Source organism: Pseudomonas sp. CP-1, from assembly GCF_021213715.1.
GTDB classification, from domain to species: Bacteria; Pseudomonadota; Gammaproteobacteria; order Pseudomonadales; family Pseudomonadaceae; genus Pseudomonas; species Pseudomonas aeruginosa.
Genome location: NZ_JAJQKY010000004.1, coordinates 127,855 through 154,316, shown reverse-complemented (window position 1 = coordinate 154,316; position 26,462 = coordinate 127,855). Strand labels below are relative to the sequence as shown.

At 65.4% G+C, this 26,462-nt stretch carries 25 protein-coding genes; 21 read left to right on the top strand and 4 right to left on the bottom strand.

Going from position 1 to position 26,462, the window contains the following annotated elements; all coding sequences use genetic code 11:
- Positions 1 to 60: 60 nt before the first annotated feature.
- Positions 61 to 1,119 carry a 23S rRNA (cytidine(2498)-2'-O)-methyltransferase RlmM gene (rlmM, locus tag LT948_RS10100; RefSeq protein ID WP_003087345.1) on the bottom strand — a complete coding sequence of 353 codons (1,059 nt, stop codon included), beginning with the start codon at positions 1,117 to 1,119 and terminating at the stop codon, positions 61 to 63.
- 326 nt (positions 1,120 to 1,445) lie between these two features.
- Here rlmM and acnA point away from each other — a divergent pair, with 326 nt between their 5' ends.
- Positions 1,446 to 4,178, top strand: a complete 2,733-nt coding sequence (gene acnA / locus LT948_RS10095) for an aconitate hydratase AcnA (protein WP_003132952.1) — start codon at positions 1,446 to 1,448, stop codon at positions 4,176 to 4,178.
- Positions 4,179 to 4,550: 372 nt separating this feature from the next.
- Positions 4,551 to 6,116: a methyl-accepting chemotaxis protein gene (locus LT948_RS10090; protein WP_003087330.1), complete on the top strand. Its 1,566-nt coding sequence runs from the start codon at positions 4,551 to 4,553 to the stop codon at positions 6,114 to 6,116.
- Between the two features lie 37 nt (positions 6,117 to 6,153).
- Here the strand turns inward: LT948_RS10090 and cprA are convergent, their stop codons facing one another.
- Both cprA and LT948_RS10080 read right to left on the bottom strand, forming a co-directional pair.
- Positions 6,154 to 7,311, bottom strand: coding sequence for a cationic peptide resistance protein CprA (cprA, locus tag LT948_RS10085; RefSeq protein WP_003087328.1), 1,158 nt, complete (start codon positions 7,309 to 7,311; stop codon positions 6,154 to 6,156).
- A gap of 88 nt (positions 7,312 to 7,399) precedes the next feature.
- Positions 7,400 to 8,032 carry an alpha/beta hydrolase family protein gene (locus LT948_RS10080; RefSeq protein WP_003105994.1) on the bottom strand — a complete coding sequence of 211 codons (633 nt, stop codon included), beginning with the start codon at positions 8,030 to 8,032 and terminating at the stop codon, positions 7,400 to 7,402.
- A gap of 187 nt (positions 8,033 to 8,219) precedes the next feature.
- On the opposite strand from LT948_RS10080, the gene ccoN (LT948_RS10075) reads away from it, so the two are divergent.
- The 14 genes from ccoN (LT948_RS10075) (at position 8,220) to hemN (ending at position 21,932) form a co-directional block, all read left to right on the top strand.
- Entirely contained in the window at positions 8,220 to 9,647 is a 1,428-nt protein-coding gene (ccoN, locus tag LT948_RS10075) for a cytochrome-c oxidase, cbb3-type subunit I (RefSeq protein WP_003087322.1), read from the top strand.
- Between the two features lie 10 nt (positions 9,648 to 9,657).
- A complete protein-coding gene (gene ccoO / locus LT948_RS10070) occupies positions 9,658 to 10,266 on the top strand; it encodes a cytochrome-c oxidase, cbb3-type subunit II (protein WP_003087318.1) in 609 nt (202 codons plus the stop codon).
- Between the two features lie 5 nt (positions 10,267 to 10,271).
- Positions 10,272 to 10,457, top strand: a complete 186-nt coding sequence (locus tag LT948_RS10065; protein WP_003087314.1) for a CcoQ/FixQ family Cbb3-type cytochrome c oxidase assembly chaperone — start codon at positions 10,272 to 10,274, stop codon at positions 10,455 to 10,457.
- Entirely contained in the window at positions 10,454 to 11,380 is a 927-nt protein-coding gene (gene ccoP, locus LT948_RS10060) for a cytochrome-c oxidase, cbb3-type subunit III (protein WP_003087308.1), read from the top strand. Before LT948_RS10065 ends, ccoP (LT948_RS10060) begins: the two co-directional genes overlap by 4 nt.
- 364 nt (positions 11,381 to 11,744) lie before the next feature.
- On the top strand, positions 11,745 to 13,172 hold the full coding sequence (gene ccoN, locus LT948_RS10055; RefSeq protein ID WP_003087306.1) for a cytochrome-c oxidase, cbb3-type subunit I: 1,428 nt from the start codon (positions 11,745 to 11,747) through the stop codon (positions 13,170 to 13,172).
- A gap of 14 nt (positions 13,173 to 13,186) precedes the next feature.
- A complete protein-coding gene (gene ccoO, locus LT948_RS10050; RefSeq protein ID WP_003087303.1) occupies positions 13,187 to 13,798 on the top strand; it encodes a cytochrome-c oxidase, cbb3-type subunit II in 612 nt (203 codons plus the stop codon).
- Positions 13,799 to 13,803: 5 nt separating this feature from the next.
- The gene (locus tag LT948_RS10045; RefSeq protein WP_003087298.1) at positions 13,804 to 13,989 is read left to right on the top strand and encodes a CcoQ/FixQ family Cbb3-type cytochrome c oxidase assembly chaperone; all 186 of its coding nucleotides are present in this window, start codon (positions 13,804 to 13,806) and stop codon (positions 13,987 to 13,989) included.
- Positions 13,986 to 14,942: a cytochrome-c oxidase, cbb3-type subunit III gene (gene ccoP, locus LT948_RS10040; RefSeq protein WP_003087292.1), complete on the top strand. Its 957-nt coding sequence runs from the start codon at positions 13,986 to 13,988 to the stop codon at positions 14,940 to 14,942. The genes LT948_RS10045 and ccoP (LT948_RS10040) overlap by 4 nt, the downstream gene beginning before the upstream one ends.
- Before the next feature lie 217 nt (positions 14,943 to 15,159).
- A complete protein-coding gene (gene ccoG / locus LT948_RS10035) occupies positions 15,160 to 16,575 on the top strand; it encodes a cytochrome c oxidase accessory protein CcoG (RefSeq protein ID WP_003087288.1) in 1,416 nt (471 codons plus the stop codon).
- A gap of 11 nt (positions 16,576 to 16,586) precedes the next feature.
- The gene (locus LT948_RS10030) at positions 16,587 to 17,126 is read left to right on the top strand and encodes a FixH family protein (protein ID WP_003103941.1); all 540 of its coding nucleotides are present in this window, start codon (positions 16,587 to 16,589) and stop codon (positions 17,124 to 17,126) included.
- The gene (locus tag LT948_RS10025; RefSeq protein WP_023126249.1) at positions 17,123 to 19,558 is read left to right on the top strand and encodes a heavy metal translocating P-type ATPase; all 2,436 of its coding nucleotides are present in this window, start codon (positions 17,123 to 17,125) and stop codon (positions 19,556 to 19,558) included. Before LT948_RS10030 ends, LT948_RS10025 begins: the two co-directional genes overlap by 4 nt.
- Entirely contained in the window at positions 19,537 to 19,746 is a 210-nt protein-coding gene (gene ccoS / locus LT948_RS10020; protein WP_003087273.1) for a cbb3-type cytochrome oxidase assembly protein CcoS, read from the top strand. Before LT948_RS10025 ends, ccoS begins: the two co-directional genes overlap by 22 nt.
- Complete coding sequence (locus tag LT948_RS10015; RefSeq protein ID WP_003087270.1) at positions 19,739 to 20,422, top strand: sulfite exporter TauE/SafE family protein; 684 nt, start codon at positions 19,739 to 19,741, stop codon at positions 20,420 to 20,422. Before ccoS ends, LT948_RS10015 begins: the two co-directional genes overlap by 8 nt.
- Positions 20,423 to 20,549: 127 nt before the next feature.
- A complete protein-coding gene (gene hemN, locus LT948_RS10010; protein WP_003087267.1) occupies positions 20,550 to 21,932 on the top strand; it encodes an oxygen-independent coproporphyrinogen III oxidase in 1,383 nt (460 codons plus the stop codon).
- 48 nt (positions 21,933 to 21,980) lie between these two features.
- On the opposite strand, the gene LT948_RS10005 is transcribed toward hemN, so the two are convergent.
- Positions 21,981 to 22,448, bottom strand: coding sequence for a hypothetical protein (locus LT948_RS10005; RefSeq protein WP_003087264.1), 468 nt, complete (start codon positions 22,446 to 22,448; stop codon positions 21,981 to 21,983).
- A 245-nt stretch (positions 22,449 to 22,693) separates the two neighbouring features.
- Here LT948_RS10005 and anr point away from each other — a divergent pair, with 245 nt between their 5' ends.
- From anr to mdtI, 5 genes are all read left to right on the top strand, one after another.
- Complete coding sequence (gene anr, locus LT948_RS10000) at positions 22,694 to 23,428, top strand: transcriptional regulator Anr (protein ID WP_003087262.1); 735 nt, start codon at positions 22,694 to 22,696, stop codon at positions 23,426 to 23,428.
- 85 nt (positions 23,429 to 23,513) lie between these two features.
- A complete protein-coding gene (locus tag LT948_RS09995) occupies positions 23,514 to 24,062 on the top strand; it encodes an adenine phosphoribosyltransferase (RefSeq protein WP_003087259.1) in 549 nt (182 codons plus the stop codon).
- A gap of 239 nt (positions 24,063 to 24,301) precedes the next feature.
- Positions 24,302 to 25,138: a metal-dependent hydrolase gene (locus LT948_RS09990; RefSeq protein ID WP_003087258.1), complete on the top strand. Its 837-nt coding sequence runs from the start codon at positions 24,302 to 24,304 to the stop codon at positions 25,136 to 25,138.
- Positions 25,139 to 25,546: 408 nt separating this feature from the next.
- Positions 25,547 to 25,915, top strand: a complete 369-nt coding sequence (locus tag LT948_RS09985; protein WP_003087256.1) for a multidrug/spermidine efflux SMR transporter subunit MdtJ — start codon at positions 25,547 to 25,549, stop codon at positions 25,913 to 25,915.
- Complete coding sequence (gene mdtI, locus LT948_RS09980; RefSeq protein WP_003103934.1) at positions 25,909 to 26,238, top strand: multidrug/spermidine efflux SMR transporter subunit MdtI; 330 nt, start codon at positions 25,909 to 25,911, stop codon at positions 26,236 to 26,238. Before LT948_RS09985 ends, mdtI begins: the two co-directional genes overlap by 7 nt.
- Positions 26,239 to 26,462 lie beyond the last annotated feature (224 nt).

Sequence of the window (26,462 nt, the reverse complement as noted above, 5' to 3'; positions counted from 1 at the left end):
CGCATTGTCGCGCATGCGGCGCGGCCGGTCACCTGTCCCCGGCCGGAATGCCGCCGCCCCTCAGCGTTCAAGGCGGCGTAGATGGCAGGTCACTTCCTCGCGGTCGTGATACAGCTGCTTGCAGCCGATCGCTACCTTCAGGCCGCGCGCGTCGAAGCTCTCGCGCAGGCGCTGGAGGATCTTGCGCACCTCGGCGTAGCGCTGCTTCATCGGCAGCTTGAGGTTGACCACCGCCTCGCGGCAAAGCCCTTCGCCGATCCAGGTCTCGATCAACGCACCGGTGCGTGCCGGCTTCTCGACGATGTCGCAGACCATCCAGTCGACCCGCTGGCGCGGGCGGTACTGGTAGCCGTCGACCTTCTGGTGGTCGACCAGCCCGGAATACATCAGGTTCTCCGCCATCGGCCCGTTGTCCACGGCGGTCACCCGCATCTCCCGGTTCACCAGTTGCCAAGTCCAGCCGCCCGGCGCCGCGCCGAGGTCCACGGCGAGCATGTCCGGCGCCAGACGCTTGTCCCATTCGCTGCGCGGGATGAACTGGTGCCAGGCTTCCTCCAGCTTCAGCGTCGAACGGCTCGGCGCCTCGCGGGGAAACTTCAGGCGCGGGATGCCCATCGGCCAGAGCGCGCTGTTGCGCGGCTCGGCGAGGCCGACGAAGACTTCCCGGCCGGAGCGGAAGGTCAGCAGCAGGCGCGGCAGCGCCGGGTCCTCCTGCAACCGCCCGGCCTTCACCAACGCGGCGCGCAGCGGTTTCTCGAACTTGCGGCAGAAGGTCGAGACCTCCTTGCCGGCATTGGTGTCCAGCACCTCCAGCCAGAGGCTGCCGCAGACCGGATAACTCGCCAGTTCCGCCAGCAGCACCTCGATGCGCTGGCTTTCCGGCAATTCGATGAAGCCGGGTCCGCGCGCCCACTGGCGCGGGAAGATCAAGTCGGCGAAACGCAGGCGGCGCATCAGGCGCTCGGCGCCGTCGGCGTCCTGGCAGACGAACTCGACGTGGGCGCTGGCCGGCTTGCTCTTGGCGTAGCCGGGAATCTCGAGAGTGGCTGCATGCTCGGCGATTTCGGCGCAGACTTCACCTTCGAAGCCTGGCCGGCAGTGCATCAACAGGGTATTCATGGGGTTGTCTCCTTGGCCGCGCACTATAGTGCCGGGCATGCCTCAAGGGAACTGCAGCGACCGTTCGTCGGTCCAGTGTATATGGCAGGAGCCCTCGAGCCGGTCTAGCTTGAAGGTTTCGAACAACGCTATCCCAAAGTCTGACTCTCGCCAGCGGCCGGTACCGATGGGATCGGGCCACCGCGCATTACCGAGGTAACGGCACCCTGGCGTCCGCGGACGCCGCGGGTCCCGGGCGAAGCCAGGCACTATCGGCTCGACGACGGGCCTGGCGTCAGGACGAGGCCAGGCCCGCCGCCCCCGGGCCCGCCGTGAGGAAATCAGAAATGCCTGCTTTGGACAGCCTGAAAACCCTTCGCAGTCTCGCTGTGGACGGCAAGACCTACCACTACTACAGCCTCCCGGAAGCCGCCCGGACCCTGGGCGATCTCGGCAAGCTGCCGATGTCGCTGAAGGTCCTGCTGGAAAACCTCCTGCGCTGGGAGGACGGCAGCACCGTCACCGGCGACGACCTCAAGGCCCTCGCCGGCTGGCTCAGGGAGCGCCGCTCCGACCGCGAGATCCAGTACCGCCCGGCGCGGGTCCTGATGCAGGACTTCACCGGGGTGCCCGCGGTGGTCGACCTGGCCGCCATGCGCGCGGCCATGGCCAAGGCCGGCGGCGACCCGCAGAAGATCAACCCGCTGTCGCCGGTGGACCTGGTCATCGACCACTCGGTGATGGTCGACAAGTTCGCCAGCGAATCGGCCTTCGAACAGAACGTCGAGATCGAGATGCAGCGCAACGGCGAACGCTACGCCTTCCTGCGCTGGGGCCAGAACGCCTTCGACAATTTCAGCGTGGTACCGCCGGGCACCGGCATCTGCCACCAGGTCAACCTGGAGTACCTGGGCCGCACGGTCTGGACCAAGGACGAGGATGGCAGGACCTACGCCTTCCCCGACACCCTGGTCGGCACCGACTCCCACACCACCATGATCAACGGCCTCGGCGTGCTCGGCTGGGGCGTCGGCGGCATCGAGGCGGAAGCCGCCATGCTCGGCCAGCCGGTATCGATGCTGATCCCCGAGGTCATCGGCTTCAAGCTCACCGGCAAGCTGCGCGAGGGCATCACCGCCACCGACCTGGTGCTGACCGTCACGCAGATGCTGCGCAAGAAGGGCGTGGTGGGGAAATTCGTCGAGTTCTACGGCGACGGCCTGGCCGACCTGCCCCTGGCGGACCGCGCCACCATCGCCAACATGGCCCCGGAATACGGCGCCACCTGCGGCTTCTTCCCGGTGGACGAGATCACCCTCGGCTACCTGCGCCTGTCCGGACGCCCGGAAAGCACGGTCAAGCTGGTCGAGGCCTACAGCAAGGAACAGGGCCTGTGGCGCGAGAAGGGCCACGAGCCGGTGTTCACCGACACCCTGCACCTGGACATGGGCGAAGTCGAGGCCAGTCTGGCCGGACCGAAGCGCCCGCAGGACCGCGTGGCCCTGCAGAACGTCGCCAGCGCCTTCAACGAGTTCCTCGGCCTGCAACTGCATCCCTCCAGCACCGAAGAAGGCCGCCTGCTCAGCGAGGGCGGCGGCGGCACCGCGGTCGGCGCCAACGCCGCCTTCGGCGAGATCGACTACCAGCACGACGGCCAGACCCACCGCCTGAAGAACGGCGCGGTGGTGATCGCCGCCATCACCTCCTGCACCAACACCTCCAACCCCAGCGTGATGATGGCCGCCGGCCTGCTGGCGAAGAAGGCGGTGGAGAAAGGCCTGCAACGCAAGCCCTGGGTGAAGAGTTCGCTGGCGCCGGGCTCCAAGGTGGTCACCGACTACTTCAAGGCCGCCGGCCTGACCCGCTACCTCGACGAACTCGGCTTCGACCTGGTCGGCTACGGCTGCACCACCTGCATCGGCAACTCCGGGCCGCTGCTGGAGCCGATCGAGAAAGCCATCCAGCAGGCCGACCTGACCGTCGCCTCGGTACTCTCCGGCAACCGTAACTTCGAAGGCCGCGTGCACCCGTTGGTGAAGACCAACTGGCTGGCCTCGCCGCCGCTGGTGGTGGCCTACGCCCTGGCCGGCAGCGTGCGGATCAACCTCAGCGAGGAACCGCTGGGCACCGGCAAGGACGGCCAGCCGGTCTACCTGAAGGACATCTGGCCGAGCCAGAAGGAAATCGCCGAGGCGATCCAGAAGGTCGACACCGAGATGTTCCACAAGGAGTACGCCGAGGTCTTCGCCGGCGACGAGAAATGGCAGGCGATCCAGGTGCCGCAGTCGGACACCTACGAGTGGCAGGCCGACTCCACCTACATCCAGCATCCACCGTTCTTCGAACACATCGCCGAGGCGCCGCCGGCCATCGCCGACGTCGAGCAGGCACGGGTGCTGGCGGTGCTGGGCGACTCGGTGACCACCGACCACATCTCCCCCGCCGGCAACATCAAGGCCGACAGCCCGGCCGGCCGCTACCTGCGCGAGCACGGCGTGGAACCGAAGGACTTCAACTCCTACGGCTCCCGTCGCGGCAACCATGAGGTGATGATGCGCGGCACCTTCGCCAACATCCGCATCAAGAACGAGATGCTCGGCGGCGAGGAAGGCGGCAATACCCTGTACGTGCCCAGTGGCGAGAAACTGGCGATCTACGACGCGGCCATGCGCTACCAGCAGGACGGCACCCCGCTGGTGATCGTCGCCGGCAAGGAATACGGCACCGGCTCGTCGCGCGACTGGGCGGCCAAGGGTACCAACCTGCTGGGCGTAAAGGCGGTGATCGCGGAGAGCTTCGAGCGCATCCACCGCTCCAACCTGGTCGGCATGGGCGTGCTGCCGTTGCAGTTCGAGAACGGCCAGGACCGCAAGAGCCTGAAGCTGACCGGCAAGGAGGTGCTGAACATCCGCGGCCTCGGCGGCGAACTCAAGCCGCACATGCCGCTCAGCGTGGAAGTGACCCGCGAGGACGGCAGCCAGGACAGCTTCAAGGTCCTTTGCCGCATCGACACCCTCAACGAGGTCGAGTACTTCAAGGCCGGCGGCATCCTCCACTACGTGCTGCGCAGCATGCTCTGAGGCAGCGGCGGTACGCGCGGAGGGGTGGCTTCGGCCACCCCTTTTTCATTCCGGCGCCCGGGGCGGCGGGCGCTTCGCAGGGAGAACAACGCCCCGGCGTCATCCGCCGATACCCCGCAGTACCGGCGAATGGCCGCCTCGCGCTTATCCGCCAGGCCCCTCCCCAGCCCATGCGCGCCGCCGGGAATGACACGAAACCGTAACGTATTGACCTCCATCAGCGAATCCGCCATCTATCCGACCACGTGGTCGGTTCTCATGCTTTGGGTCAATAGCTATCTGTTTTTCCTCGTGAAAGCATTCACAAATCCCTCATGTGAAAGGCGTTTTCGCCGATGCAGAGGTAAATGCTTCACTTGTTTTGGAAGGCCCATGCGCAACAATCAACCGATCACCCAGCACGAGCGCGTCTATCCGGCGGAGCAACGCCTGATCACCACCACCAATCTCAAAGGCATCATTACCTACTGCAATGAAGCCTTCATCGACATCAGCGGCTTCAGTCGCGAGGAGCTGATGTCCGCGCCGCACAATCTGATCCGTCACCCCGACGTCCCGCCGGCGGTGTTCGCCCACATGTGGACCACCCTCAAAGCCGGCCGCCCGTGGATGGGGATCGTCAAGAACCGCTGCAAGAACGGCGACCACTACTGGGTCAGCGCCTATGTCACGCCGATCTACGACCAGGGCGCGGTGGTCGGCTACGAGTCGGTGCGGGTCAAGCCGACCGCCGAACAGATCCAGCGCGCCGAGGCCCTCTACCGTCGCCTCGGCGCCGGCAAGCCGGCGATCCCCCGGCGCGACCGCTGGCTGCCGGTACTGCTCGACTGGCTGCCGTTCATCCTGATCAGCCAGATCGGCTTCCTCATCGGTATCTGGCTGAACTCCTGGTGGGGCTTCATCCTCGCCGGCCTGCTCGCCGTTCCGCTCGGCCTGGCCGGACTGCGCTGGCAGAAGCGCGGGCTGAAGCGCCTGATGCGGCTCGCCGAACAGACCACCTCCGACCCGCTGATCGCGCAGATGTACACCGACAGCCGCGGCGACCAGGCGCGCCTGGAAATGGCCATCCTCAGCCAGGACGCGCGTCTGAAGACCTGCCTGACGCGCCTGCAGGACACCGCCGAATACCTCACCGAACAGGCGCGCCAGGCCGACACCCTGGCCCACCACAGCTCCGCCGGTCTGGAACAGCAGCGCGCAGAGACCGAACAGGTGGCCACCGCGGTCAACGAGATGGCCGCCACCACCCAGGAAGTGGCGAACAATGTCCAGTTGACCGCCGACGCCACACAGAAGGCCAACGAACTGACCTCGCGCGGCCGCGACATCGCCGCGGAGACGCGCAACGCCATCCAGCGCCTGTCGGAGTCGGTGGGCGAGACCGGGGCCGCGGTGAGTCGCCTGGCCCAGGACAGCAACGAGATCGGCGGTGTGGTCGATGTGATCAAGGGCATCGCCGACCAGACCAACCTGCTCGCCCTCAACGCCGCCATCGAGGCGGCGCGGGCCGGCGACCAGGGGCGCGGCTTCGCCGTGGTAGCCGACGAAGTGCGCTCGCTGGCGCAACGCACCGCGGCCTCCACCGAGCAGATCCACCATCTGATCGCCAAGTTGCAGAACACCGCCAACGATGCGGTGCATACCATGGAGAGCGGCCTGCAGCAGGCCGAAGCAGGGGTCCAGCGGGTGCTGGAAGCCGACAGCGCGCTGGTCGGCATCAGCGAGGCGGTCAGCAACATCACCGAGATGACCACCCAGATCGCCGCCGCCGCGGAAGAACAGAGCGCGGTGGCCGAGGAAATCAACCGCAACATCAGCACCATCGCCGCCCTGGCCGAGCAGACCTCCGACGAGGCGCTGCGCACGGCGAAACTGAGCGAGGAACTGACCACCACCGCGCAGAGCCAGTATTCCCTGGTCGAGCGCTTCAACCGCTGAGATCAGGCCGCGGGGAGGAAGCTCCCCGCGCCTGCCGTCACTTGAAGTCCCATTGCATCTGCGCCGGGATGCTCACCGCGCTGGACGACTGCACGCAGACGTCGAGGTAGTCGGTGAAGCGCGGTGGCGCGGAGATCCCCTCCTCAAGCAGACGGCTGTTGTCGAACAGGTAGTTGAGGTCGGCAAAGCCGCTGTACAAGCGCAACGCGCGCAGGACCAGACGCGGATTGGCCGGGCCGATGCGCGACTCGAAGCTCTTCGCCAGTTCCTTGAGGTCGTCCACCTCCACCTTGCGGTAGCGCTCGCCTACCGGCGCCGCCCCGTTGGCGCGGGCGAAGGCCTCGTCGATCTCGCCGAAGGTGCAGGCCGCGCGATGGCCGGCGGAGATATGGTAGAGGCTGTGCCCCAGGCACGGCTTCAGCGCCAGGCCGATCAGCGCCTCGGCGCAGTAGTCGACCGGGATCACGTCGATCTGCTCGTCCAGGCCGCAGGTGAAGCTTTCCAGGGCGAAGCCCATGCGGAAGACCCAGAAGATGCTGCCGGAGGCCTGGCAGCCAAGGGTACGGTGGCCCACCACGATGGATGGCCGCGCCACCACCAGGGGCAGGCCCGGCAGTTCCTCGCGCATACGCCGCTCGATTTCCGCCTTGGACGCGGTGTAGTCCACCAGTTGCTGCTCCGCCGCCGGGAATTCCCAGGACTCGCTGATCGGCGACTCTCGCTGCGGTCCGCAGCACATCGCGGTACCGACGTGGAGGAAACGCTTCAGTCGCTTCGAACGGCTCAGCACGTCGGCGAAGGCGAAAGTGCCGTCGACGTTGACCGGCCAGATGGTCGGGTTCTTCGAGAACGACGCCACGGCGGCGCAATTGATCACCCGCTCCACCTGCATCAGGCGCGGCGTCTCGCGGGCCAGCCAGGAGGTGTCGAGGAAATCGCCGCAGAGGATCTGCTCCGCCCGCAGTGCCAGGCAGTCGGCTTCGTCGACGCCATGCATCAGCAGGTTGCCGCGCAGGCGTTCGAGCCCCTGCTGGCGGGACTCGGCGCGGACCAGGAAGGACAGGTTGGCGCCGTGCCCGGCGGCGATCAGCTGGGCGGCGACCGAACCGCCGAGAAAGCCGGTGGCCCCCGTCAGCAGGATGCGTTCGCGGGTATCGATAGCGGTGATCTGCTCACCGTCGGCATGCATGTTCATGTCTTCCCCCCTCAGAGAAGTCAGTCGCCCACGCCTCGATGCGAGGGTGGTTGCGCCGCAGCTTATGAGGGGATGCCTTAAGGAACCGTTAATGGCCCTGGAGCCCGCGAAGGAAGCCGGCCACCTCCCGCGCCGTTGCCGCCAGGTGCTGCTCGTGGGTCAGGCCGGAGGCCTTCAGCGGCTTGAGGTCGTGGTCCGCCGCGGCCAGCCAGTGCAGGCGGATCGTCGGCGCCAGCGCATATCCCGCCACCGCCTCGCGGTTGCCCAGGGCGTCGCGCTCGCCCTGGACGATCAGGGTCGGCGTGCGCAGCCCGGCGAGGTGGGCGACCCGCGGCTTCTCCGGCTTGCCGGCGGCGTAGAACGGGTAGCCGAGGCAGACCAGGGCATCCGCGCCCAGCTCGTCGGCCAGCAGGCTGGCCATGCGCCCGCCCATCGACTTGCCGCCCAGGGCCAAGGGCCCGTCCAGGGTCTCGCGGACCTGCGCATGGACCCGCCGCCAGCAGTCGAGCAACTGCGCCTGCGGATTCGGCGGACGCTTGCGGCCGTCCTCGCGGCGCTGGGCCATGTAGGGAAACTCGAAGCGCGCGACGGCGATGCCCTGGGCGGCGAGCAGTTCGGCGATGCGCTCCATGAACGGGCTGTCCATCGGCGCCCCGGCGCCATGGGCGAGAATCAGGGTGGCCGACAGCGAGCCGGCCGGGCGGTTCCATTTCAGCGACAACTTGCCACACCTCGTATGCAGTGGGGGTCGGGAAGCCAATTGATCCCGATCAATATTTCATAACGCCCCATTATCCATGCTTCCTCTCGCTAATTACGCCAATTAGACCAGCCCCAATGGGGGGACGCCCGGCATCCCAACTGCCGGAAAAAGCCATAGCGTATAACCGTGGATGGAAGCCCATAGCATGAGCACCACTAACCCAGAGTCCGCCTATAACTACAAGGTGGTCCGCCAATTCGCCATCATGACCGTGGTCTGGGGCATCGTCGGCATGACCGTCGGTGTCCTGATCGCCGCCCAGCTGGTATGGCCCGACCTGAACTTCGGCTTGCCGTGGACGAGCTTCGGCCGCCTGCGCCCGCTGCACACCAACGCGGTGATCTTCGCCTTCGGCGGTTGCGCGCTGTTCGCCACCAGCTACTACGCGGTGCAGCGCACCTGCCAGGTGCGACTGTTCTCCGACACCCTCGCCTCCTTCACCTTCTGGGGCTGGCAACTGGTGATCCTGCTGGCCGCCATCAGCCTGCCGCTGGGCTACACCTCGTCCAAGGAGTACGCCGAGCTGGAGTGGCCGATCGACATCCTGATCACGGTGGTCTGGGTCGCCTACGCGGTGGTGTTCTTCGGCACCCTGGTCAAGCGCAAGGTCAAGCACATCTATGTGGGCAACTGGTTCTTCGGCGGGTTCATCCTCACCGTCGCCATGCTCCACGTGGTGAACAACCTCGAGCTGCCGGTGACCTTCACCAAGTCCTACTCGCTGTACGCCGGCGCCACCGACGCCATGGTCCAGTGGTGGTACGGGCACAACGCCGTGGGCTTCTTCCTCACCGCCGGCTTCCTCGGCATGATGTACTACTTCGTGCCCAAGCAGGCCGAGCGTCCGGTCTATTCCTACCGCCTGTCCATCGTCCACTTCTGGGCGCTGATCGCGGTGTACATCTGGGCCGGCCCGCACCACCTGCACTACACCGCGCTGCCGGACTGGGCGCAGTCGCTGGGCATGGTGATGTCGCTGATCCTCCTGGCGCCGAGCTGGGGCGGCATGATCAACGGCATGATGACCCTCTCGGGCGCCTGGCATAAGCTGCGCAGCGACCCGATCCTGCGCTTCCTGGTGGTGTCCCTGGCCTTCTACGGCATGTCCACCTTCGAAGGCCCGATGATGGCGATCAAGACCGTCAACGCCCTCTCCCACTATACCGACTGGACCATCGGCCACGTCCACGCCGGCGCCCTCGGCTGGGTCGCGATGGTTTCCATCGGCTCGCTCTACCACCTGATCCCGAAGGTCTTCGGCCGCGAGAAGATGTACAGCCTGGGCCTGATCAACGCGCACTTCTGGCTGGCCACCATCGGTACCGTGCTTTACATCGCCTCGATGTGGGTCAACGGCATCACCCAGGGCCTGATGTGGCGCGCGGTCAACGAGGACGGCACCCTGACCTACTCCTTCGTCGAAGCGCTGGCCGCCGGCCACCCCGGCTTCATCGTGCGCATGCTCGGCGGTTTCATCTTCCTGCTCGGCATGTTCCTGATGGCCTACAACACCTGGCGCACCGTCAGTGCCGCCAAGCCGGCCGAATACGAAGCCGCCGCACAGATCGCCTGAGGAGCCGAGCATGAAACACGAAATACTCGAGAAGAACGTCGGCCTGCTGGCGCTATGCATGGCCGTGGCCGTGAGCATCGGCGGCCTGACCCAGATCGTGCCGCTGTTCTTCCAGGACGTGACCAACACCCCGGTCGAAGGCATGAAGCCCTACACCGCGCTGCAACTGGAAGGCCGCGACATCTATATCCGCGAAGGCTGCGTCGGCTGCCACTCGCAGATGATCCGTCCGTTCCGCGCCGAAACCGAACGCTACGGCCACTACTCGGTGGCCGGCGAGAGCGTCTGGGACCACCCCTTCCTGTGGGGTTCCAAGCGTACCGGTCCGGACCTGGCCCGCGTCGGTAGCCGCTACTCCGACGACTGGCACCGCGCGCACCTGTTCAACCCGCGCAACGTGGTGCCCGAGTCGAAGATGCCGGCCTACCCGTGGCTGGTGGAGAACAAGCTCGACGGCAAGGACATCGAGAAGAAGCTCGAAGTGATGCGCACCCTCGGCGTGCCCTATACCGACGAAGACATCAAGGGCGCCAAGGACTCGCTGAAAGGCAAGACCGAAATGGACGCCGTGGTCGCCTACCTGCAGGTGCTCGGCACCTCGATCAAGAACAAACGGTGACGGCAATGGATATCGGGACGCTGCGAGGACTCGGCACGCTGCTGATCATGGTCGCCTTCATCGGTCTGGTGATCTGGGCCTACAGCGGCAAACGCAAGAAGAGCTTCGACGAAGCGACGATGCTGCCCTTCGCAGACGATCCCGAAGCCAAAAAGCACGTCGAGCAAGCTTCTAGGAGTAACAAAGAATGACCACCTTCTGGAGTCTGTACATCACAGCTCTTACCGTCGGTACCTTGATCGCCCTGCTCTGGCTGGTCTTCGCCACCCGCAAGGGCGAGGCCAAGGGTACTACCGAAAAGACCATGGGCCACTCCTACGACGGCATCGAGGAGTATGACAACCCGCTGCCGAAGTGGTGGTTCATGCTGTACATCGGCACCATCGTCTTCTCCGTCGGCTACCTGGTCCTGTACCCGGGCCTGGGTAACTGGAAAGGCGTGCTGCCGGGCTACGAGGGCGGCTGGACCCAGGACAAGCAGTGGGAACGCGAGATGAACATCGCCCAGGAGAAGTACGGGCCGATCTTCGCCAAGTACGCCGCCATGCCCATCGAGGAAGTGGCCAAGGACGAGCACGCCATGAAGATGGGCAGCCGCATGTTCGCCACCTACTGCTCGATCTGCCACGGTTCCGACGCCAAGGGCGCCCTCGGCTTCCCCAACCTGGCCGACAACGAGTGGCGCTGGGGCGGTGACCCGCAGAGCATCGAGACCACCATCCTCGGCGGTCGCCACGCGATCATGGCGGCCTGGGGCGACATCCTCGGCGAAGACGGGGTGAAGAACGTCGCCGCCTACGTCCGCACCGAACTCGCCGGGCTGAAGCTGCCGGAAGGCACCAAGGCCGACGTCGAGGCCGGCAAGCAGATCTTCTCGGTCAACTGCGTCGCCTGCCACGGCCCGGAAGGCAAGGGTACCGCCCTGGTCGGCGCGCCGAACCTGACCAACCCCGGCGCGTTCATCTACGGCTCCAGCTACGCCCAGCTCCAACAAACCATCCGCCATGGCCGCCAGGGCCAGATGCCGGCCCAGGAGCCCTACCTGGGCAAAGAAAAGGTGCACATCCTGGCCGCCTACATCTACAACCTGTCGCACAACCAGGGCAGCAACTGACCCCTCCCCCCACCCGCGCCCTCCCGGGCGCGGGTCCTTCCCCCGGTCTCAGACCTTAGTCCCAGGCGGCGCGACGAAGTGTCGCACCAGCGGACGCCTTTCCTACCCTTCCTTTTCAATCGCGTCTAAGCTGCTCTGCATTCGTCCCTCTCCGGCAGAGCGACGGGACACCTAACTTCACCGGCCGAACCCACTCGTCCGGATAGCGCCAGAAAGCCATACGGCCGCCTTGGAAAGCGCTCTGAAGCAGGCATCAAACTGGCGTCGCCCCTGGCCTGGCGCGTTGCAATGCCCACCCGCTTTCTCCATACTTGCCGCCGATTTTTTGTCCCTAAAAAAGTCCATTAACCGTGGAACCCCTAGCATGAGCACAGCAATCAGTCAGACTGCTTATAACTATAAGGTGGTCCGCCAGTTCGCCGTTATGACGGTGGTCTGGGGGGTCATTGGAATGGGTCTCGGTGTCCTGATCGCCGCCCAACTGGTATGGCCCGAATTGAACTTCGACCTGCCATGGACGAGCTTCGGCCGCCTTCGCCCCCTGCACACCAACGCGGTGATCTTCGCCTTCGGTGGGTGCGCCCTCTTCGCCACCTCGTACTACGTGGTGCAACGTACCTCGCAAGCCCGACTGATTTCAGACACGCTGGCGGCCTTCACCTTCTGGGGTTGGCAGGCCGTGATCGTGGGCGCCGTGCTGACCCTGCCGCAGGGTTTCACCACCTCCAAGGAATACGCCGAACTGGAATGGCCGCTGGCCATCCTCCTGGCGATCGTCTGGATCACCTACGCGATCGTGTTCTTCGGCACCATCGTCAAGCGCAAGGTCAAGCACATCTATGTGGGCAACTGGTTCTACGGTGCCTTCATCCTGGTGACGGCGATGCTGCACATCGTCAACCACATGTCGCTGCCGGTGAGCTGGTTCAAGTCCTACTCCGCCTACTCCGGCGCCACCGATGCGATGGTCCAGTGGTGGTACGGCCACAACGCCGTGGGCTTCTTCCTGACCACCGGCTTCCTCGGCATGATGTACTACTTCGTGCCCAAGCAGGCCGAGCGTCCGGTCTATTCCTATCGCCTGTCCATCGTCCACTTCTGGGCGCTGATCTCCCTGTACATCTGGGCCGGCCCGCACCACCTGCACTACACCGCGCTGCCGGACTGGGCGCAGTCGCTGGGCATGGTGATGTCGCTGATCCTCCTGGCACCGAGCTGGGGCGGCATGATCAACGGCATGATGACCCTCTCCGGCGCCTGGCATAAGCTGCGCACCGACCCGATCCTGCGCTTCCTGGTGGTATCCCTGGCGTTCTACGGCATGTCCACCTTCGAAGGCCCGATGATGGCGATCAAGACCGTCAACGCCCTCTCCCACTACACCGACTGGACCATCGGCCACGTGCACGCCGGCGCCCTCGGCTGGGTGGCGATGATCTCCATCGGCTCGCTCTACCACCTGATCCCGAAAGTCTTCGGCCGTCCGCAGATGCACAGCATCGGCCTGATCAACGCGCACTTCTGGCTGGCCACCATCGGCACCGTGCTGTACATCGCCTCGATGTGGGTCAACGGCATCACCCAGGGCCTGATGTGGCGCGCGGTCAACGAGGACGGCACCCTGACCTACTCCTTCGTTGAAGCACTGGTCGCAAGCCACCCGGGCTTCATCGTGCGCATGATCGGCGGTGGTTTCTTCCTCACCGGCATGCTGCTGATGGCCTACAACACCTGGCGCACCGTGCGTGCTGCCAAGCCGGCCGAATACGAAGCCGCCGCGCAGATCGCCTGAGGAGCCCGACGTAAATGAAGAACCACGAAATACTCGAGAAGAACGTCGGCCTGCTGGCCATCTTCATGGTGATCGCCGTCAGCATCGGCGGCCTGACCCAGATCGTTCCGCTGTTCTTCCAGGACGTGACCAATACCCCGGTCGAAGGCATGAAGCCGCGTACCGCCCTGGAACTGGAAGGTCGCGACATCTACATCCGCGAAGGCTGCGTCGGCTGCCACTCGCAGATGGTCCGTCCGTTCCGTGCCGAGACCGAACGCTACGGCCATTACTCGGTCGCCGGTGAAAGCGTCTGGGACCACCCGTTCCTGTGGGGTTCCAAGCGTACCGGCCCGGACCTGGCCCGCGTCGGTGGCCGTTACTCCGACGACTGGCACCGCGCGCACCTGTACAACCCGCGCAACGTGGTGCCCGAGTCGAAGATGCCTGCCTACCCGTGGCTGGTAGAGAACAAGCTTGATGGCAAGGACACCGCCACCAAGATGGAAGTCCTGCGCAAGCTGGGCGTGCCTTACACCGACGAGGACATCGCCGGTGCACGTGAAGCCGTGAAGGGCAAGACCGAGATGGACGCCCTGGTGGCGTTCCTTCAAGGCCTGGGAACCTCTATCAAGAGCAAACGGTGAGTGTGATGGATATCGGGACTCTGCGTGGACTGGGCACCGTGGTGATCATGGTCGCCTTCATCGGCCTGGTGATCTGGGCCTATAGCGGCAAGCGCAAGAAGAGCTTCGACGAAGCGACGATGCTGCCCTTCGCAGACGATCCCGAAGCCAAAAAGCACGTCGAGCAAGCTTCTAGGAGTAACAAAGAATGACGACCTTCTGGAGTCTGTACATTACAGCTCTCACCCTCGGCACCCTGCTGGCGCTGACCTGGCTGATCTTCGCCACCCGCAAGGGCCAGCGCAGCAGCACCACCGACGAGACCGTGGGCCACTCCTACGACGGCATCGAGGAGTACGACAACCCGCTGCCGAAGTGGTGGTTCATGCTGTTCGTCGGCACCCTGGTGTTCGCCGTGGGGTACCTGGCCCTGTACCCGGGCCTGGGCACCTGGAAAGGCCTGATGCCGGGCTACCAGTCCGCCGACGAATTCGCCGACAAGGAAAAAGGCTGGACCGGCGTCCACCAGTGGGAAAAGGAAATGGCCAAGGCCGACGAGAAATACGGCCCGATCTTCGCCAAGTTCGCCGCGATGCCCATCGAGGAAGTCGCCAAGGATCCGCAGGCGGTGAAAATGGGCGGTCGCCTGTTCGCCTCCAACTGCTCGATCTGCCACGGCTCCGACGCCAAGGGCGCCTACGGCTTCCCCAACCTGACCGACGCCGACTGGCGCTGGGGCGGCGAGCCGGAAACCATCAAGACCACCATCATGGCTGGCCGCCACGCCGCCATGCCGGCCTGGGGTGAAGTGATCGGCGAGGAAGGCGTGAAGAACGTCGCCGCTTTCGTCCTCACCCAGATGGATGGCCGCAAGCTGCCGGAAGGCGCCAAGGCAGACATCGAGGCCGGCAAGCAGGTCTTCGCTACCACCTGCGTCGCCTGCCACGGTCCGGAAGGCAAGGGCACCCCGGCGATGGGCGCTCCCGATCTGACCCACCCCGGCGCGTTCATCTACGGCTCCAGCTTCGCGCAACTGCAGCAGACCATCCGCTACGGTCGCCAGGGTGTGATGCCGGCGCAACAGGAACACCTGGGCAACGACAAGGTGCACCTGCTGGCCGCCTACGTATACAGCCTGTCGCACGGCGAGAAGAGCGCCGAATAAGCGCTCCCTCCCCCACGACCCAGACGGCGCCGGCAACCCCGGCGCCGTTTTATTTTGTGCAAAAGAAAAGCGCGAATGGGACAATACGCGACCAAAAGTCGCACAGTTACCGCAAAAAGCCTGATAGATCAGGCGTATAATCAGTAGGCGTGCAACTATTTTCTGACCCTGTCGGCATGTACCGGCCGGGCGCCCCCCACTGCCGTGGTACGCACTGATGAGCAAACAGATTCCCGTTCAAGACGTCACCCCGCCTGCCAAGGGCGACACCAATAACAACGATCTCTACGCCAAGCGCGAGAAGATCTACACCCGGGCCTTCACCGGTATCTTCCGCCGACTGCGCATGGTCGGCGGTGCGGCGCTCTTCCTCCTCTACTTCGGAACCGTCTGGCTCAACTGGAGCGGCCGCCAGGCCGTCTGGTGGGACCTGCCCGAGCGCAAGTTCTACATCTTCGGCGCCACCTTCTGGCCGCAGGACTTCATGCTGCTGTCCTGGCTGCTGATCGTCTGCGCCTTCGGCCTGTTCTTCATCACCGTGTTCGCCGGTCGCGTCTGGTGCGGCTATACCTGCCCGCAGAGCGTGTGGACCTGGATCTACATGTGGTGCGAGAAGGTCACCGAAGGCGACCGCAACCAGCGCATCAAGCTGGACAAGGCCCCGATGAGCGGCAACAAGCTGCTGCGCAAGACCGCCAAGCACAGCCTGTGGCTGCTGATCGGCCTGGTCACCGGCCTGACCTTCGTCGGCTACTTCTCGCCGATCCGCGAGCTGATTCCCGAGCTGCTCACCGGCCAGGCCGACGGCTGGGCCTACTTCTGGGTCGGCTTCTTCACCCTGGCCACCTACGGCAACGCCGGCTGGCTGCGCGAGCAGGTGTGCATCTACATGTGCCCCTACGCGCGCTTCCAGAGCGTGATGTTCGACAAGGACACCCTGATCGTCTCCTACGATCCGCGTCGCGGCGAGAAGCGCGGCCCGCGCAAGAAGTCCCTCGACTACAAGGCCCAGGGCCTGGGCGACTGCATCGACTGCACGATGTGCGTGCAGGTCTGCCCGACCGGCATCGACATCCGCGACGGCCTGCAGATCGAGTGCATCGGCTGCGCCGCGTGCATCGACGCCTGCGACAGCATCATGGAGAAGATGAACTACCCGAAAGGGCTGATCAGCTACACCACCGAGCACAACCTCAACGGCCAGAAGACCCACCTGGCCCGGCCGCGCCTGATCGGCTACGCCATCGCCCTGGTACTGATGATTTCCGCCCTGATCACCGCGGTGGTCCTGCGTCCGCTGGTCGGCTTCGACGTCAGCAAGGACCGCGTGCTCTACCGCGAGAACGAACTCGGCCGCATCGAGAACGTGTACAGCCTGAAGATCATGAACAAGGATCAGCAGGACCACACCTACATCCTCGGCGCCAAGGGCCTCGAAGGCCTGACCCTGGAAGGCCGGCGCGAGCTGAAGGTGGCGGCGGGCGACATCCTCAACCTGCCGATGGAACTGTCCATCGAGCCGGAGAAGCTGCCTTCGACCACCAACGAGATCGTCTTCACCATCGAGTCGGCCGACGACCCGAGCATCCATAAAGAAGCGAAGAGTCGCTTCATTGGCCCACGCACCCGTTGAGTAACTTGAGCATGCAGTCCGAGACCCACCCTCAACCCTGGTACAAACACTTCTGGGCCTGGTTCATCGTGGCCCTCCTGGCGACCTCGGTGGTGCTCGGGCTGAGCCTGGTCACCATCGCAGTGCGCAACCAGGACACCCTGGTCACCGACAACTACTACGAGGCCGGCAAGGGCATCAACCGCTCCCTGGAACGCGAGAACCTGGCCGTACGCCTGCAAGTGCACGCCAAGGTCAAGGTCGACGACCTGACCGGCGAAGTCGAAGTGCGCCTGACCGGCAACAGCCGTCCGGAGCAACTCACCCTCAACCTGATCTCGCCGACCCAGCCGGAGAAGGACCGCCGCGTGGAGCTGCTGCGCAGTAACTCCGACCGCGAGCGCTACGTCGGGCAACTGACCGACGCCGTCGAGGGCCGTCGCTTCGTCGAACTGCTCGGCCAGGAAGGCAGCGGCCAGTGGCGCCTGTTCGAGGAAGAGGTGGTATCGCCGACCGTGGTCATGGAGCTGGGTGACGAACCGCTCCAGGGAGCAGAAGCGAAGCGCCCATGAGCGCCCCCCTGCCCTGCTACCACTGCGGCTTGCCGGTCCCCGCCGGCAGCCGCTTCGAGGCCCGCGTGCTCGGCGAGACGCGGGCCATGTGCTGTCCGGGCTGCCAGGCGGTGGCCGAGGCCATCGTCGCCGGCGGCCTGGAAAGCTACTACCGGCACCGCAGCGAAAACGCCGCCAACCCCGAAGCCTTGCCCAAGGCGCTCAGCGAAGAGTTGCAGCTCTACGACCGCCCGGACGTACAGGGCGGCTTCGTCCGCCATGAGGGCGAGCTGGCGGAAACCAGCCTGATGATCGAAGGCATCAGTTGCGCCGCCTGCGGCTGGCTGATCGAGAAGCACCTGCGCCAGTTGCCTGGCGTGGCCGAGGCGCGGCTCAACCTGTCCAACCATCGCCTGCACGTGCGCTGGCAGGACAGCCAGTTGCCGCTCAGCCAGTTGCTCGGCGAACTGCGCCAGATCGGCTATGCCGGCCATCCCTACCAACCCGACCGCGCCACCGAGCGCCTGGCCATGGAGAACCGCCGCGCCCTGCGCCAGCTCGGTGTCGCCGGGCTGCTGTGGATCCAGGTGATGATGGCGGTGATGGCGACCTGGCCGGAATTCAACCTCGACCTTTCCGCCGGCATGGACCGCATCCTGCGCTGGGTCAGCCTGATCCTCACCACGCCGATCGTCTTCTACTGCTGCGGCCAGTTCTTCCGTGGCGCCCTGCGTGACCTGCGCACCCGCCACCTGACCATGGACGTCTCGGTGTCGCTGGCGATCGGCGGCGCCTACGTCGCCGGCATCTGGTCGACGATCACCGGCCAGGGCGAGCTGTATTTCGACGCGGTCGGCATGTTCGCCCTGTTCCTCCTCGCCGGCCGCTACCTCGAACGCCGCGCGCGGGAGCGCACCGCCGCCTCCACCGCGCAACTGGTCAACCTGCTGCCGGCGTCCTGCCTGCGCCTGGACGCCGCCAACCAGGGCGAGCGCATCCTGCTCAGCGAACTGCGCGTCGGCGACCGCGTGCTGGTACCGCCAGGCGCCGTGCTGCCGGCCGACGGAGTGATCCTCGACGGCCAGTCCAGCGTCGACGAGTCGCTGCTCACCGGCGAGTACCTGCCCCATCCACGCCAGGCCGGCGACGCCGTCACCGGCGGCACCCTGAACGTCGAGGGGCCGCTGACCGTCGAGGTCGGCGCCCTTGGCGACGACAGCCGCCTGTCGGCCATCGTCCGCCTGCTGGAACGCGCCCAGGCGGACAAGCCGCGCCTGGCGGAACTGGCCGACAAGGTCGCGCAGTGGTTCCTGCTCATCGTCCTGCTGGTCGCCGCAGCGGTCGGCGCGCTGTGGTGGCAGGTCGACCACCAGCGCGCCTTCTGGGTGGTGCTGTCGCTGCTGGTCGCCACCTGCCCCTGCGCCCTGTCGCTGGCCACGCCCACCGCGCTCACCGCGGCCACCGGCAGCCTGCACAAGCTCGGCCTGCTGATCACGCGCGGGCACGTGCTGGAAGGGCTGAACCACATCGACACGGTAATCTTCGACAAGACCGGCACCCTCACCGAAGGCCGCCTGACGCTCAAGCAGGTGCTACCCCTGCGCGATCTCGACGCGGATCGCTGCCTGGCCCTCGCCGCCGCCCTCGAGAACCGTTCCGAACACCCCATCGCCCGCGCCTTCGGCCGTGCGCCGGAGGCCGCCGACAGCGTCGCAAGCCATCCGGGGCTGGGCCTCGAAGGCCTGGTGGAAGGCCGCCGCCTGCGCATCGGCCAGGCCGCCTTCGTCAGCGACCTGGGCGGCAGCGCCACGCCCGCGATGCCCGGCGACTCCGGACAGTGGCTGCTGCTCGGCGACGAGCAGGGACCGCTGGCCTGGTTCGGTCTCGACGACCGCCTGCGCAGCGACGCCCCCGCCCTGCTCGCCGCCTGCAAGGCGCGCGGCTGGCGCACCCTCCTGCTATCCGGCGACGCCTCGCCGATGGTCGCCAGCGTCGCTGCCGAACTGGGCATCGACGAAGCCCGCGGCGGCCTGACCCCGGACGACAAGCTGGCCATGCTCGAACGCCTGCACGGCGAGGGCCGCCGGGTGCTGATGCTCGGCGACGGAGTCAACGACGTACCGGTGCTCGCCGGTGCCGACATCAGCGTCGCCATGGGCAGCGCCACCGACCTGGCCAAGACCAGCGCCGACGCGGTGCTCCTGTCCAACCGCCTGGACAGCCTGGTGCAGGCCTTCCGGCTGGCGCGCCGCACCCGCCATATCATCATCGAGAACCTGGCCTGGGCCAGCCTGTACAATGGCCTGGTCCTGCCCTTCGCCGCGCTCGGCTGGATCACCCCGGGCTGGGCGGCGATCGGCATGTCGGTCAGTTCGCTGCTGGTGGTGGTCAACGCCCTGCGGCTGACCCGAATCCCTTCGCCGAGGTCCGTATGGCCGCGCTCTACATCCTGATCCCCGTCGCGATCGTCATCGTCGCCATCGCCATCTACGTGTTCTTCTGGGCGGTGGACAGCGGCCAGTACGACGATCTCGACGGCCCCGCCCACAGCATTCTCTTCGACGACGAAGACCCGAAGCACCAGGCCGGCGTCGACGAAGCGGAGAAGCCGTCGAAACCCGAGGACCGACCGCGTGGCTGAACTGGCGCCGTTGCTGGTTTCCGCGCTGATCCTCGGCCTGCTCGGGGGAGGCCACTGCCTGGGCATGTGCGGCGGCCTGATGGGCGCCCTGACCCTGGCCATTCCCGCCGAACAGCGCGGCCGTCGCCTGCGCCTGCTGCTGGCCTACAACCTCGGCCGCATCCTCAGCTACGCCTGCGCCGGCCTGCTGCTCGGCCTGGCCGGCTGGGCGGTGGCGCGCACCCCGTTGGCCGGCGCGCTGCGGGTGGTCGCCGGGCTGCTGCTGATCGCCATGGGACTCTACCTGGCCGGCTGGTGGAGCGGCCTGACCCGCGTCGAGGCGCTCGGTCGCGGTCTCTGGCGCCACCTGGAACCCTTCGCCCGGCGCCTGCTGCCGGTCTCCAGCCTGCCACGAGCCCTGCTGCTCGGAGCGATCTGGGGCTGGCTGCCCTGCGGGCTGGTCTACAGCACCCTGCTCTGGGCCACCAGCCAGGGATCGGCACTGGACAGCGCGCTGCTGATGCTGGCGTTCGGCCTCGGCACCTGGCCGGTTCTGCTGGCCACCGGCATGGCCGCCGAACGGGTGACCGCCCTGCTGCGCCGTCGCGGCGTACGCATCGTGGGCGGCCTGATGGTCATCCTCTTCGGCCTCTGGACCCTCCCAGGACCGCACCAGGCCTGGCTGATGGGGCATTGACGGACGCCCGTCCCAACATCGGGCGACACATCCTGTATACATTCACCCGCTTGATACAAATCAACAGGCCTTCCCGGCGCAGTCCCTAGACTTCCCGACTAAAGCTCGCCAACTGGGGATCTCTGGCATGCTCGACACCATTCGCTGGGACGCTGACCTGATTCGGCGCTACGACCTTTCCGGCCCGCGTTACACCTCCTATCCGACCGCCGTGCAGTTCCACGAAGGCATCGGCCCGTTCGACCAGTTGCACGCCCTGCGCGACAGCCGGAAGGCCGGACACCCCCTGTCGCTCTACGTGCACATCCCGTTCTGCGCCAACATCTGCTACTACTGCGCCTGCAACAAGGTGATCACCAAGGATCGCGGGCGCAGCGCGCCGTACCTCGCGCGCCTGGTCCGCGAGATCGAGATCGTCAGCCGCCACCTCTCCCGCGAGCAGGTGGTCGAGCAACTGCACTTCGGTGGCGGAACCCCGACCTTCCTCAGTCCCGGCCAGTTGCGCGAACTCATGTCGCAATTGCGCACCCACCTCAACCTGCTGGACGACGATTCGGGCGACTACGGCATCGAGATCGACCCGCGCGAGGCCGACTGGTCGACCATGGGCCTGCTCCGCGAACTCGGTTTCAACCGCGTCAGCCTCGGCGTACAGGACTTCGACATGGAGGTGCAGAAGGCGGTCAACCGCATGCAGACCCCGGAGGAGACCCGTACCATCGTCGAGGCCGCGCGCACCCTGCAGTACCGCTCGATCAACCTCGACCTGATCTACGGACTGCCGAAACAGACGCCGGACAGCTTCGCCCGCACGGTCGACGAAGTGATCGCGCTACAGCCGGATCGCCTCTCGGTGTTCAACTATGCCCACCTGCCCGAGCGTTTCATGCCGCAGCGGCGGATCAACGCCGACGACCTGCCGAGCCCGGGCCAGAAGCTGGAAATGCTCCAGCGCACCACCGAGCAACTCGCCGCGGCGGGCTACCGCTATATCGGCATGGATCACTTCGCCCTGCCCGACGACGAGCTGGCCAGCGCCCAGGAAGACGGCACCCTGCAACGCAACTTCCAAGGCTACACCACCCACGGGCATTGCGACCTGGTAGGTCTCGGGGTCTCGGCGATCAGCCAGATCGGCGACCTCTACAGTCAGAACAGCAGCGACATCAACGACTACCAGACCAGCCTCGACAACGGCCAGTTGGCGATCCGCCGCGGCCTGCACTGCAACAGCGACGACCGGGTGCGGCGCGCGGTGATCCAGCAACTGATCTGTCACTTCGAACTGGCCTTCGAGGATATCGAGACGGAGTTCGGCATCGACTTCCGCAGCTACTTCGCCGAGCTGTGGCCCGACCTCGAACGCTTCGCCGCCGACGGCCTGATCCGCCTGGACGCCAAGGGCATCGACATCACCTCCTCCGGGCGTCTGCTGGTGCGTTCGATCTGCATGCTGTTCGACCGCTACCTGCCCAGCCTCAACCGGCAGCGCTTCTCCCGGGTGATCTGAAAGCGCACCGCCCTGCCCGCACGACAGGGCGGTGAATCCCCGCCCCTTCTACCGGCTGCCCATGACCTTCATGATCAGCGCCGGGTCGCTGATACCCATCTCCTTGATGGCCGATGCCATCGCTGCCGTTGCCGTCTGCAGGGCGGAGTTGAGTTGTTGCAACTCCTTCTGCAACTCAGGCACGCGAGCCTCCTTCGCCCCCGGATCGGACGACCTCATGGCCTCCTGCAGCTCCCTGAGCTTCTCCTCGATCTTCTTCTTCAACTCGCGGATCATCTTCACCATCGGCCGCAACTCCTGCGGGATATCCTCGTCCTCCTCCTCCACCGGCACCCCCATGGTGGCGGCCAGCTCGCGCCCTGCCTGGGAAAGCCGTACATGCTGATCGGCGGCGTCGGTACCGGCGGCCGGGTCTTCCGCCTGCTCGGCGGTGCCGGTCCGCGCGGCCTTGGCGTCCGCGGCGGCGCGCGATGAGGGCGGCACCTGGGTGGTGATCCAGCCACTGAGGGTCAACATTCCAGTCACTCCGGGAAAAATGGAATTCTTCCATTGGATCGGCCCACGCGTCGCGAACTTGAGCCCCCTTTTCGTCGCCCCTTGACAGGGTGCGACAGGTAGTCGCAGCTGTTTGACGCAAGTCACTGATTGGAAACGCCATCGGCCTGTCAGAAATGGTCGTTGCCAGACCTATGGCTGGCACCCGCATCGCGGCTGCGTTACCCTTACTCCTGTTGTGCCTTTAACCTAGCAAGGACCCCTCAATGGCCGAAACCATCAAGGTGCGCGCACTGCCCCAAGCACACTGCAAGGATTGCAGTCTGGCCCCGCTGTGCCTCCCCCTGTCGCTGACCGTGGAAGACATGGATTCGCTGGACGAGATCGTCAAGCGCGGTCGTCCCCTGAAGAAAGGCGAATTCCTGTTCCGCCAGGGCGATCCTTTCGGCTCGGTCTTTGCCGTGCGCTCCGGCGCCCTGAAAACCTTCAGCATCACCGATGCCGGCGAAGAGCAGATCACCGGCTTCCACCTGCCCAGCGAGCTGGTCGGCCTGTCCGGGATGGATACCGAGACCTATCCGGTATCCGCCCAGGCTCTGGAAACCACCTCGGTCTGCGAGATTCCCTTCGAGCGCCTGGACGAACTGTCCGAGCAGCTGCCGCAACTGCGCCGTCAACTGATGCGTCTGATGAGCCGGGAAATCCGCGATGACCAGCAGATGATGCTGCTGCTGTCGAAGAAGACTGCCGACGAGCGCATCGCCACCTTCCTGGTCAACCTGTCGGCGCGCTTCCGTGCCCGTGGCTTCTCCGCCCAGCAGTTCCGCCTGGCCATGTCGCGCAACGAGATCGGCAACTATCTCGGCCTGGCCGTGGAAACCGTGTCGCGGGTCTTCACCCGCTTCCAGCAGAACGGCCTGATCAGCGCGGAAGGCAAGGAAGTGCACATCCTCGACTCCATCGAGCTGTGCGCCCTCGCCGGCGGCCAGCTGGAAGGCTGAAGCGCCTGCGAACCGCCAACGGGCCCGCCTCAGCGCGGGCCCGTTGTATGATGGGCCCCGAAAAACGCCCAGCCCAGGATCTTCCATGATTTTCGACGAGTTCACCCTCAAGTCGCAGATCCGCGCCGTGCCGGACTTTCCCAAGCCCGGCGTGGTGTTCCGCGACATCACCCCGCTGTTCCAGTCGCCGCGCGCGCTACGCATGACCGTGGACAGCTTCGTCCAGCGCTACATCGAGGCCGATTTCAGCCACATCGGCGCCATGGATGCCCGTGGCTTCCTCATCGGCTCGGCGGTGGCCTATGCGCTGAACAAGCCGCTGGTCCTGTTCCGCAAGCAGGGCAAGCTGCCCGCCGACGTACTCGCCGAGGGCTACCAGACCGAATACGGCGAGGCCTTCCTCGAAGTACATGCCGACAGCCTCTGCGAAGGCGACAGCGTACTGATCTTCGACGACCTCATCGCCACCGGCGGGACCCTGCTGGCGGCCGCGAGCCTGGTACGACGCCTCGGGGCCAGGGTCTTCGAGGCCGCGGCGATCATCGACCTGCCGGAACTCGGCGGCTCCACTCGCCTGCAGGACGCCGGCATCTCCACCTTCAGTCTCACCGCGTTCGCTCTCGACGAGCGTTGATACGCCGGGGCGCGCCCTGGCGCCCCGCGTTCGCTCCTTGCGCCCCATCTTCCGTCTGGTCGAGCCGACCTGGCCATTAATGACTTCGAAATGGCCAGAAATGACCTCCCGCTGTTGGACAATCCTGCAATAATTACATCAGCTAATGACACATTCAGAGGTGTTATAGCGAACTCGCCATAGGGAACCCGAGGAAACCTGTGCGTTTCCCCTCCCCAGAACAACAAAAGGAGTTAGCCATGACTGCCACTGGCACCGCCTCCCCGGTTCGCGCCAATTTCCCCGTGCGGCGGATGGATTTCAGCTTCAGCGAAACCCCGAAGTACTGGTGGGACGGCCAACCCTTCATGACCCAGTTCATGAACAACCTGTCCTCGCTCTTCCCCTACGGCGAAAAATTCTTCGTCGATAGCGTGCGCGCGGTGCGCGACCGCCTGGAGGATCCGCAACTGAAGAAGGACGTCAGCGCCTTCATCGGCCAGGAGGCGATGCACTCCAAGGAGCATGCCGCCTACAACGAATATGCCGAGGAGCACGGGGTCGACCTGGAGTGCCTCGAACTGCGGATCAAGGTCCTGCTGGAAAACGTCAGCAAGGTCACCACCAGGAAACACCAGTTGGCGATCACCTGCGCCCTCGAGCATTTCACCGCGACCATGGCCGCGCAGCTGCTCAAGCGCGAAGACCTGACCATCCAGATGCAGTCGCCGAAGATGTACAAGCTGTGGATGTGGCATGCCATCGAGGAGAACGAACACAAGAATGTCGCCTACGATGTGTACCAGAAAGTCTACGGCGGCTACTTCACCCGGGTTCTGGTGATGATGCTGACCACCCTGATGTTCTTCGGCGTCATCGGCTGGTTCCAGCTCGACCTGCTACGCAAGGACGGCCAATTGTTCAACTGGCGCTCCTGGAAGCATGGCCTGGGCACCCTGTTCGGCCTGCGCAAGGGCTTCTTCACCCGCCTGCTGCTGCCCTACCTGGACTACTACCGGCCGGGCTTCCACCCCAGCGACCACGACACCGCGAAACTGGAGAAATACTGGAAGGACAAACTGGCCTTCGCCGATTGAAGCCCGCCTCCGCCAGTGCCGCTCCGCCCCCGACGCCAGGCCCCGCCTGGCGTTTCTTATTCGAGAGAAGAACAGGATATTGCACACGGAAAAGCCTCCGTTTCGACTACCGTTCCTGAATCCGCCATTTTACGGAGGAAATAATTAGTCAATTCCTATCGATTGGCTTTTTACGATGCCCTGAGGTAATATCATGTTCATTATGTTGAACACTAAGGCATTACCTCTCCCCACTTCCCGTCTGGTCTCCCGCGAGCGTCACTGGACCGGCGACCTCTAGCTCCCTCCCTCGACACCTGCTGTCGGTGGCGACCGCCCCTGCGCTTCGGGGTCTTTCCCGCCCCTCGCCACCGCTCTTCGTCATCTTTGGCCGCGGCCTCCATTCCGCGGTGCCCATGGGAGGGCAACATGCGTTCCTGGATCTATCTGTTACTGGCTATCGGCGCCGAAGTGATCGGCACCACCTCGATGAAACTGGCCGCCACCCACGCCCCTGTCGCAGGCATGCTGCTGATGTACGGGATGATCGGCCTGTCCTATTTCTTCCTCGCCCTGGCGGTCAAGCGTGTCCCCGTCGGAGTCGCCTACGCCCTTTGGGAAGGCATTGGCATCGTCCTGATCACGGCGGTCAGCGTCGCCTGGCTGGGCGAAAGCATCGGCCTGTACAAGGCCGTCGGCCTCGGCGTGATGATCGCCGGCATCCTGCTGATCAAGTCCGGCACCCGCAACGCCAGCGGCACGCCGGCGCAGCCCCGTGGGGAGGCCGTCACATGCTGACCCTGAACTGGATTCCCTTCGCCTGGCTCGGCCTGGCGATCGCCCTCGAGGTCGTCGCCAACCTGCTGTTGAAATACTCCGACGGTTTCCGCAGGCGCGGCCTCGGGATCGCCTCGATCCTCTGCGTGATGGCCGCCTTCACCGCGCTGGCGCAGGCGGTGAAGGACATCGAGCTGTCACTCGCCTATGCGATCTGGGGCGGCTTCGGCATCCTCGCCACCGTCGCCATGGGCTGGGCGCTGTTCGGCCAGCGCCTGGCCTGGCGCGGCTGGCTCGGCCTGTTGCTGCTGCTGGCCGGCATGAGCCTGCTCAAGCTGGCCTGACGCCTCGGCGTCCAACGAAACGCCCATCATCTGCAGGACCGCGGCGCCGGTGAACAACAGCAGTATCTGTTCCTCACCCAGGGCGCAGATTTCCCGACGCCGCTCCGGCTGGCCGATATAGTCCAGCGACAACTGAAACAGCTGGCGGCCGATCAGGCTGGAGAGGCGGCGGATGGTCGCCTCGCTCACCGCCGGCAACAACCTGAATTCGATGATGTCCTCCG